Here is a 10,033-nt window from a genome sequence, read left to right as displayed (position 1 = left end):
GATTCCGGCAAAATAAAAATTTGTAGTGCCATAGGAATAGTCAAAAAATAAACAACTTGTTGTTTTTGCATAACTTTGACTTTTTATGTCACGAACTTGGGCTATGGCTGTCCTGCAACAGGGTCACGGTGCCCCGGTTGTTATCCTCAATCACGACGAACCCGCATTCTATGCAGTTCCTGCCGAGATGTATGAACGGCTCATGGACAGATTGGAAGACATTGAACTTACCGAAATTGTCCGGGAGCGGGAAGGTCAACCAGAAATTGAGGTGGATATTGATGACCTTTAAACTGGTCTTTAAGCGAATGGGCCGAGAAGCAGCAGGATGGATATAACTCGATACTTCCCCAACAACAAGAACCTAAAACCCTTTCTTGCATCCTCACCTTTCACAGTGTATCTTTCATTATACGTACCCCTTCAATACTCCAAAGAAAAAATGGTGAATTATGCATACATTAAAAGCCTATGAAGAAGTGGTCGATTTCATAGCATCAGGAACAAGCCCTGACGCTGTCGCTTCCTTCAAGCCCTCTGGTGCTGTCAGAGAACGAGTAAGAGACCTTCTGTATTTTGAAAAGACAAGAGGCCTTACCCATGAAGAGACCTCTGAACTTGACCATTATATGCAACTCGAACATCTGATGCGATTAGCAAAGGCACGAGCACGGAAATATGCCTCCAGTAAGCAGATACATTAATCCCGATCTACGGCAGCTTGTCGTGGAACGTGCTGAATACCTCTGCGAATACTGTCTGATCCACGAAGACGACACCTACCTGGGTTGCGAGATAGACCATATTATCAGCCTGAAGCACGGCGGTACGTCAGATGCGGATAATCTGGCTTACGCATGCGCCTTCTGCAACCGCCATAAGGGCAGCGATGTCGGCTCTGTTCTCAACAGTGAAGAGTTTGTCCCGTTCTATAATCCGAGGCGGGACCGATGGGCGGAACATTTCCGATTGGACAGTTATATTATCCGACCACTGACTTCTATCGGTGAAGCAACAGCAAAAATTTTGCTGTTCAATACTGACGAAAGAATTCTCGAACGGGAATCACTGATTGATTCGGGCAGATATCCTTCCTTAGCCACAATGAAGCTCCTGTGATCTCCTCCCTCCCCCCGGCCAAAGCAAATTCGATCAGGTGCTGGAATGGGCCGAGAAGCAGCAGGAAAAATAATGCCTCCGACACTCAGTATATCCCCCAGGCGTATCCCAACCTAGTCGGTATCATATACCTGATGAACCGAGACCTTCTTGTATCTCTGCACACTCGGCTGTATCGTAAAAAGTAGTCACAACAACAATCTACCTTGCACACCATTCATAAGCATTCCGAAACATCTGCAACCACGGCGATACCTCCAGCCCCCGCATCTCCTGCGGCAGCCAATGGCATTGCCAGGGCAGGAAGGCCCGTTCCGGGTGGGGCATCATGGCCAGATGGCGACCGTCCGGCGAGCAGAGTCCGGCAAAGCCGTCCGGGGAACCGTTGGGATTAAAGGGATACTGCTCCGTGGCTGCGCCGCTGTCGTCGGTGTAGACCAGCGGTACCAGATTTTTTCCGATGACCTCAGCCCGCACTGCCGCATCCGGGAAATGCAGCTTCCCCTCGCCGTGATCCACATGGATACCAAAGACCAACTCGGACATGCCTTGGAGCATGATGGCCGGGCTGTCCTGCACCCGCACCGTGGTCCAGCGGGACTCGAAGCGGCCTGAGTCGTTATGGATGAAGCGGGGTTGCGCCTCGGCGGTCAGGCCCTGCCAGGGCACCCAGCCCAGCAGCCCGAACAACTGGCAGCCGTTGCAGATACCCAGGGTAAAGGTGTCAGGCCGGTTGTAGAAGTCGTCGAACATAGTCTTGAGCCGCTCATTAAAGAGGATGGTCGCTGCCCAGCCCTTGGCCGATTCCGGCACGTCGGCATAGGAAAAACCACCCACCGCCGCAATACCCCGGAAGCCCTCCAGGTCGATGCGCCCGGCCAGCAGGTCGGTCATGGTGATATCCCAGGGTTCGAAGCCCGCAGCGTAGAAGGCGGAACTCATCTCCCGGTCCGAGTTGGATCCCTCATCGCGGAGGATAGCCACTTTGGGTTTATTGGTGGCGGTGAGCAGGGTTGGGGGCGCAGGTTCCGGCTGAAAGGGCAGGTGATAGGCCGGGGCTGTGCGGTCGTAGATGGCCGCCTTTTCCGCATCAGCACAGGCCGGGTTCATCTGGAGGCGTTCCAGCTGATAGCCGGTTTCCTCCCATTCCTGCCGCAGGACGCGCATGTCCTCATTCAGGACAGGCTGTCCGTTATACCGGATATGAATCTGTTGCGCCGCAGTCGTGTTTCCCAAGAGGCGGTTGGGCACATCGGCCTTGCCGAGAAGATGTCTGACCTGCGCAATATCCGCCTGTCTGCATTCCAGCACCAAGCCCAGCTCTTCATGAAACAGGGCCGGGACGGTCTCGGCTTTTCCCTGCATTGTCATTTCCAGACCGCAGTTGCCGGCAAAGGCCATTTCCAGCACCGTGGTGATCAATCCGCCGTCGGAACGGTCATGTCCGGCCAGGATCAGCCCCTGATCAATCAGATCCTGCACGGCGGCAAAGGCTCGTCGCAGCAGGGCGGGATCGTCCATATCCGGGCTTGCATCGCCGAGACTGCCCAGAGTCTGGGCCAAGGCAGAACCGCCCAGTCGCGCCTTGCCCGGTGTCAGGTCGATGAGCAGCAGGGCCGAACCCGGCTCTTTAATATCCGGGCTGATGACCTTGCGGATATCGCTCATGGCCGCATAAGCGGAGATGACGAGCTGGCGGGGAGATTTCACGGTTTCCTCGCCGACCTTGGTCGCCATAGAGAGCGAGTCTTTGCCGCCGTCCACGGCCATGCCCGTGGCGATCATGGCATCGCGCATGGCCCGGGCCGCATCGTTCATGGCCGCACCTTCGCCGGGCAGCTTGGGCGCCCACATCCAGTTGGCCGAGCATTTCACTTGGTCCGGGTCGTCAATCCCGGCCCAGACCAGATTGGTCCAGGCTTCACCCACGGCCATTCTGGCCCCGGCTGCCGGATCAACCAGCATCTTGATCGGCTGCTCACCGATGGCCGTGGCCCCGCCGGTCAGGCCGAAATGAGACTGCGCCACCACGGCCACATCCGCCATAGGCAGTTGCAGCGGGCCGCAGCATTGCTGCTGGACAATCAGGCCGGTCACGGCACGGTCCACCTTGTTGGTCAGGAAGCGTTTGGACCCGACCGAGACCAGACGGAGGACATTGCGGAGGTGATCGCGGACAGATGCTGTAGGGGCGGTTCGCGAACCGCCCCTACGGTCAGCCCTTACACGATTGTCGGTGAAAGTCTTTTGCGGGATATCACCCAGCACCTCGTTCAGTTCCACATCCACCGGGGTGGTGCCGTCCTGCTCATCATGGACGATGAAACGCAGATCACCGGTGACCTCGCCCAGGACTTCACAGCCCACCTTTTCCCGCTCACAGAGAGCCTGGAACTGTTCGATATTCTCCGGGCTGATCAGAAAGCCGTTGCGCTCCTGGTACTCGGCCACGTAGATCTCCAGCACCGACATGGTGGGGTCGCCGACCCGGATCCTGCGGATCTCGATCCGCCCGCCGGAATGCTCCACCAGCTCTTTGAGCACATTAGCCGGGCCGCCTGCGCCTTGATCATGAATGACCTCAATCAGGGTCTTGTCACCCATCTCGTTACAGGCCCGGATGACCCGGTTCATCTTCTGTTCCATCTCGGCATCGCCGCGCTGAACCGCATTGAAGTCCAGTTCCTCGGCATTCTCGCCCTGAAGCATGGAAGAGGCAGCCCCGCCGCCAAAGCCGACCCGATAAGCCGGGCCGCCCACCTGAACGATGAGCATACCCTTTTCCTCTTTTTCCTTTTCCGTATGCCGGTCATCAATCTGACCGATACCGCCGGTGAACATGATCGGCTTGAGAAAGCCCCAGCGTTCGCCGTTGTCCAGGCGTAGGTCAAAGGAGCGGGTAAAGCCCTGGATCAGTGGCTCGCCGAATTTATTGCCATAATCCGAGGCCCCGTTGCTGGCCTCAATCTCTATGGTCAGGGCCGAGGCGAGGTTGGTGGGGCAAGGGTATTGCTCTTCCCAGGGCAGGTCATAGCCGGGGATGTGCAGATTGGCTACACAGTAACCGGCAGTGCCCGCCATGACAAAACCGCCTTTACCCGTGCCCTGCACGTCGCGGATACGACCGCCCGTGCCGGTCTCCGCACCGGGAAAAGGGGCCACGCCCGTCGGGAAGTTATGGGTTTCGGCAGTGAGCAGGGGGTGATAAACAGCCTTGTTTGCTTGCAGAGGCGAGGGTTGACCCGGCTCCCTTGGCAGCAGGGTGCTGATCTCATGTCCAGCCACTACGCTGGAGTTATCCTTAAAGGCCACCAGCGATCCCTTGGGGTTGGCTTTCAGGGTATCTTTGACCACCTGAAACAGGGTGCCTTCCTGCTCCTCGCCGTCCACCACCTGTTTGCCGCCGAAATAGCCATGCCGGGAGTGCTCGGAGTTGGCGTTATTGAGATCCATGATCTCGACAATGGTGGGATTGCGCTGATGCTTCTTCACAAAATACTCGTAGTAGAAGTTGCGGTCCCGCTCATCCATCGAGATGCCCGGCAGATTGAGGAGGGCATTCGTCCCCTTACCCATGAGATCGACCTCGTAGACCGGTTCCGGCTCCACCCCGCTTGCAAAGGTGGTCAGCGGCTCCGGGTAGGGGCATTCGGTCATCCGGTCATGATGATCTGCGATAAAGGCATGCATGTCCTCGCCCTCCGGTACCAGGTAACGGCGGGATCGCTCCACCCGACTGACGCTGTCCAGACCGATGGCCTGGCAGATGGAGACCATGTTGGAGGACCAGGCTGTGGCAAAGTTGAGCCTCGGCCCGACCTCAATGACTCGCTCGCCTTCCAGGATCGGGCTTTGGGAAACTGTGTCAGACAGGAAACCGTCAGCCAGTAGCAGGCGCAGCTGATGCAGTTCCTGGTCGGTCAGGGCACGGGAGGATTCTATATTAAAGCAATAGGCGCGGGTTGTGTCGATGCGGCGGTAAAAGCGGGTGATGGTCATGGGTTATCCTTTGCTTGCGGATCAAGTGGATGTTTTTCAAGGGTGACTGGCTTGGCAAGGTTCCTTGCTGTTGGTCGTATGTTCGATGGATTGAAGAGAACAGGAACGATAACATGGGGGAGGAAACATTGTCAATGGTTCCGAGTGTTCAAGAATGTGATGCTTTTTTCTGGCTTTTATTTTAACTGATTAGCATTTAGGTGCCGATCATTCTTCCCGTTCAAAGTGATTTCCACGATGTATGCGTTGCGCAAGAAGGCGGGTCAAAAAAAGTGCATAATGCGGTTTCTCTTTAATTGCCTGAACAAACTCTTTCTTTGATATCTTAATGAGTTGTCCTTTTGTTCTGGCCCGTACAGTTGCACTACGCTGATTGTTGAGTAAGAAAGACATCTCACCCATAAAGATGTCGTCAGAGTTTAAACAGGAAATAATTTTTTCGTTAACAATAATATCGTAATAACCATTGACTATGTAATACAGGGAGCTGCTTGATTCCCCCTGGTGAAAGACTGTCTCCCCCTGTTCAATCTTACGCGGTTCTATGTTTTGGAAAAGAGCCGGAACAAGTTGTACTTTTTCAGTGCCATAGGAAAATTGAAATGTCACGGTATTTCCTTTGTTATTATATGCGAGATTTTGTGTTACATTTTGCGCCATCACTATTCCCCGTCCATGCAAAGATACGATTCCCTGCTGTTCTATACGTTCCATGATTGCATGCCAATCAAAGCCTTTTCCTTGGTCGGTAATAGAGAAATATGCTTTCCTGGGTGTGAGTGTATAATCGAAGCAGACATGTTTTCTCAGAATATCCGGTTGCTGATTACGTTGCTCTATCAGTTTCTTTATGGATTTTTCACTCTCAAGCCATTTTTTTTTTGTGTCAAATCCTATCGCGCAATTGCCGTGCTCAACACCGTTCATAAGCATTTCAGTAAGGACAAGCTGAAGATTGAATTTACCCTCACTGTCTATTTTTTTTGCATTAAACAAAAAGTTTGCAATAAGGTTGGCATATGACGTAACTTCCAGAGGATCATTCTCCAGTCTGAATGATCCTGAAATATTTTCCATTATATCCATCCCCAATCCGCATTGGAAGAGGATGCGACGATTTTGTAAAATTATAGAGAATATTTTGGGCAGAGAAGATTTAATTTGTGCCTCTTCTAAGACAACAATAAGATTCGCACTTTGAAGGGCTTCAAGGTGCCTGGTGTCCTCTGTGCATTTTGAAAAAGCAATGATGCCGGTATTGAGAAGCCACTGATCCTTCATCATCATATCCAGCAGAGCAAAACAGTCCATAGCTGCGTCTGAAAAGTTTATCAACACAATGTCCGGGAGTTCTGTATTGATATACTCAACAGCTTCTGAGAAACAGCCAATATTACCGAGTGTAAGATGCTTATGGATATCTGACGCAATAATACTCTCGGATACCTTTTGAAACAGCATATTATCAGCAGTGATAACACAGTACTTGTTCATTCAGTTATCCCATGAAAAATATTAACCCGGTAAAAAATACCCAGGTAAAAGAAAGAAAGTGGGTAAAAAGTATACTGTTGTTTTTAAGTTTGGGCAAGAAACATGACGAATAAAGGTTGCTTTATTTGCCAGTCGACACTTTCCAGAAGAGTTGAGTTCCATCTCAAGCAACAATATTATGATTATATACATAATAACGCCATAATGTGAGATCTTGTCGGATTAATGCTATAATAACAAATTGTTGCATTTGTTGAAAAATATCAGCTCTATCTTGGTTACATGAAGTATGCCCGAATGAAAATTATTATGCATTAGGAGAAAGCAACGTTAAAAGGAATGTATTTCATTTTTAAGTGTGGCATAATTTTGGCAGACTTACAAGACTAAATATAATGACATAAAACGGTTGTCTCAGATGTAAAAAACGAACAGAAATATGCAGGCGGGCTTGTTCTTACCTTCTTGTTATAGCAATAAAATAAAATAATGGTATTTGCAGTATAAAAACTTGAACTTTTTTGTCGCGTCATTTATTATAATTATAGAGAGAAAAGTTATCAATAAGGTAAAAAAGGAGCATCTTATGAAATATACAGTGATTTCTTTTGACGATTTGAGTCGCTTAGATAGCAGTTGCGCTAGCATCTTTCGTGAAAAGTTGGCACAGGTGAACACGGAGAACGATGCAGTTCTAATAGATTTAACCGGTGTCAATTTTATAGACAGCAGAGGACTGGGAGCCATTATTGCCGCTGTAAACAGCACACGGGGCGAGACAAAAATGTTCCTTTGCGGAGTTAAGGAGAATGTGCGGAGAATTATGGAGTTGACTCGTGTTCATACACTCCTGTCTCTTTACCCTTCTGTCACCGCCGCACTTGAGATGCTTCAGCAGGAGTCGCGAGAACTTAAAAATGCGGCCTGAACAAGTCAACATTATATCGCAAACACGAAAAGACTGTCAGGCTTGTGCGGAAGAATGACCTGTAGCCTGATAGTCAAAAGCTCTCACCTCTTTTCCCCCTTGTTGAGCTAACATCTTGCCATTTGTTCATCTCTTTTGTACATTCGTTATGAACCCTTCCTTAACGTATACAAGAAGAGCTGAAGATATATGGTATATCGACATGCATCAGAATATTTTCCTGACACCATCCTTCAATGGATTGATGTTGTTCTGCTGATTCTTTTTTTTCTCGTCTGTACCGGACAGAGAGGATTTGCTTTCCCCGACATTGCATCAATACAGTTATGGGAAGGAGGAATACTTGTACTCCTTATATCTCTCTGGAAAAGTATTTTTTCTTTCATGCATATGGAGCACTCATTAACCCTATATCAAGAAGCATGGAAAGATATTATCACAAGGAATTGTGTAGCAGTGACTTTGGGTTGGGGGATCACTATCGTATCTATTTACCTTATCAATTTAACTATGCTCCTTTTCGATCTTTCAAAAAAAGGAAGGAGTCTTTTTTATTTTGATACGATACAATCCACTTTTGTCTGGCTGGGAGTTTTGTTGCTTCTCTTTCTCCCGTATAGGATAGTAATTGCACTGCTTCTCCGACAAAAAGATATTAAGCAGCCATTATCTCACGCTTTGATTGTTGGAGGACTGAATATCCGCTCTCATACTTTGGCTGAAAATCTCAGGCGCAAAGACTCAGGGTATAAGCTTTTAGGCTTTGCTGATAATCTTGCAGAAGAAGATGCTCAACACGCTGAAGCACTCAACGTGGTCTGTTCTCTGCAAGAGGTGGCGGATTATATTAGAACCCACAGTGTAGATGAAATTTTTCTTACACTTCCCGTAAGAAGTTTTTATGATGAGATTAAAAGTATTATTCAATATTCTGTAGATATGGGCCTTACTGTTCGGGTGCTCAACGATCTCTTTACCTTTGAAAAGGGAAAATTTCAGTATAGTGAGTATATTGAGGGTGACCTCTCATATTTCACAGCTGACTCGACGCTACCCAGTGCAGAGGAGGAGGTGCAGGTCAGTACCACGTTTCTGGTGGAGAAAATCATCGCTTTTTGTGCATTGTTTTTTTTTACTCCTCTTTTTCTCGTGGCATGGGGCTTGAATTTTTTCCATTGGCCGTTTGCCCTGAAGGTGTATATAGGTCTCAATAAAAAACCTTTCAGTATGGTCCAGTTTAAAGAAATGCGGGGGGCTAATACTTTTCTGCAAAAAAGAGGGATCCGAGATATACCTCGTCTGATGAATATTGTTCTGGGTGATATGAGTATTATAGGTCCCCAACCTGTGCCGCAGCATATGCAAAAGACATATGCATACTACAAAGACAATAAGATGCTTGACCAACGCCGCTTCATGGTCAAACCGGGCCTTATCTCGCCTCGTTCTATTCTAAAAGAAGGTGCGGTTTCCCTGGAAGAATATATCCAGGTTGAACTTGATTACATTGCCTGCCGGGGGTTCTTGACCGACTGTAAGATTTTAATAAAATTTCTTAAAAAAAGATTAATACGTCTTGTGGGATATGGATCGAACTGATTTTAAAATCGCAATTATTGAAAAGGCGTTTCAATGGATAGACGGTGCCTTGTTGCTTTTTCTGTCTCTTGCTCTTCTGGACAAAATAACGATTCCCGGAAAGATATTTTGTTCTCTTGATACTACTCGAGTTTTCCTGAGTGATTGTATCCATACTCAAGGATTATCTATGAGCCAATGGATTATGCTCCCTCTTTCTTTATGGCTCTGGAATGTTATATTGAAGAGTATGGGGATGTATCAGTATTCAATAATAATGGACGATGACCTGAAGAGCTTTGCCTTGCGTATGCTCGTTTCAATTACTGCGGGGCTGGGCTGTCTTTTCCTTTTATTAAGTATACTTGACTTTCTTTTGAACAACAGATTTTTGCTGCTACAAAATATTTTGATATCACTGGGGGCATGGATAGGAATATTTGTTATCTATAGAATAGTCGGGACAGCTATTCTACGTTTCAATCGTAATTTTCGGCAACAGGATGATCTTCCTCATGCTCTTATTGTAGGAGTGAATGAGCGCTCTCTTGCTTTTGCTAAAAAAATGAACACCCCGATAAAAAAATATTTTTTGATAGGATACGCTGACGACAATATCCGCCGGGATATTTTGAGGAAACAGTGTGATGCACCCTTACTCTTCCGTTCCCTTGATAATATAGAGGATCATATTTCAAAATACAGAGTGGATGTACTCTTTATTATGCTTCCTCTTAGCCCAAGTTCGTGACATAAAAAGTCAAAGTTATGCAAAAACAACAAGTTGTTTATTTTTTGACTATTCCTATGGCACTACAAATTTTTATTTTGCCGGAATCGTCCTCTTGATAATCCTGCCAGGATGATGTGGCAGGCCAAGAGCGTCATATATTCTTTGTTGTCTCGGTTCCGGGC

8 protein-coding genes are annotated in these 10,033 nt (G+C 48.3%); 6 read left to right on the top strand and 2 right to left on the bottom strand.

Going from position 1 to position 10,033, the window contains the following annotated elements:
- Nucleotides 1-85 precede the first annotated feature (85 nt).
- From L2082_RS16330 to L2082_RS16320, 3 genes are all read left to right on the top strand, one after another.
- Nucleotides 86-292 (top strand): type II toxin-antitoxin system Phd/YefM family antitoxin, encoded by a 207-nt coding sequence (locus L2082_RS16330; RefSeq protein ID WP_446009705.1) that lies wholly within the window; start codon nucleotides 86-88, stop codon nucleotides 290-292.
- A gap of 160 nt (nucleotides 293-452) precedes the next feature.
- Entirely contained in the window at nucleotides 453-704 is a 252-nt protein-coding gene (locus L2082_RS16325) for a hypothetical protein (RefSeq protein WP_446009706.1), read from the top strand.
- Nucleotides 679-1,119: an HNH endonuclease gene (locus tag L2082_RS16320; protein ID WP_446011973.1), complete on the top strand. Its 441-nt coding sequence runs from the start codon at nucleotides 679-681 to the stop codon at nucleotides 1,117-1,119. The genes L2082_RS16325 and L2082_RS16320 overlap by 26 nt, the downstream gene beginning before the upstream one ends.
- Nucleotides 1,120-1,320: 201 nt before the next feature.
- Here the strand turns inward: L2082_RS16320 and purL are convergent, their stop codons facing one another.
- Both purL and L2082_RS16310 read right to left on the bottom strand, forming a co-directional pair.
- Nucleotides 1,321-5,118 (bottom strand): phosphoribosylformylglycinamidine synthase, encoded by a 3,798-nt coding sequence (gene purL, locus L2082_RS16315; RefSeq protein ID WP_446011972.1) that lies wholly within the window; start codon nucleotides 5,116-5,118, stop codon nucleotides 1,321-1,323.
- Between the two features lie 207 nt (nucleotides 5,119-5,325).
- Entirely contained in the window at nucleotides 5,326-6,612 is a 1,287-nt protein-coding gene (locus tag L2082_RS16310; RefSeq protein WP_446009709.1) for a cyclic nucleotide-binding domain-containing protein, read from the bottom strand.
- A 586-nt stretch (nucleotides 6,613-7,198) separates the two neighbouring features.
- On the opposite strand from L2082_RS16310, the gene L2082_RS16305 reads away from it, so the two are divergent.
- The 3 genes from L2082_RS16305 to L2082_RS16295 all read left to right on the top strand — a co-directional run bounded on the left by L2082_RS16305 (nucleotide 7,199) and on the right by L2082_RS16295 (nucleotide 9,869).
- A complete protein-coding gene (locus tag L2082_RS16305; RefSeq protein ID WP_446009710.1) occupies nucleotides 7,199-7,540 on the top strand; it encodes an STAS domain-containing protein in 342 nt (113 codons plus the stop codon).
- A gap of 189 nt (nucleotides 7,541-7,729) precedes the next feature.
- On the top strand, nucleotides 7,730-9,139 hold the full coding sequence (locus L2082_RS16300; RefSeq protein WP_446011971.1) for a sugar transferase: 1,410 nt from the start codon (nucleotides 7,730-7,732) through the stop codon (nucleotides 9,137-9,139).
- Nucleotides 9,126-9,869: a hypothetical protein gene (locus L2082_RS16295; protein ID WP_446009711.1), complete on the top strand. Its 744-nt coding sequence runs from the start codon at nucleotides 9,126-9,128 to the stop codon at nucleotides 9,867-9,869. Before L2082_RS16300 ends, L2082_RS16295 begins: the two co-directional genes overlap by 14 nt.
- Nucleotides 9,870-10,033: the final 164 nt, after the last annotated feature.

The organism is Candidatus Electrothrix sp. (assembly GCF_052785085.1).
The sequence above is the reverse complement of the archived record's forward strand: the minus strand, read 5'-3'. Positions and strand labels throughout refer to the sequence as shown.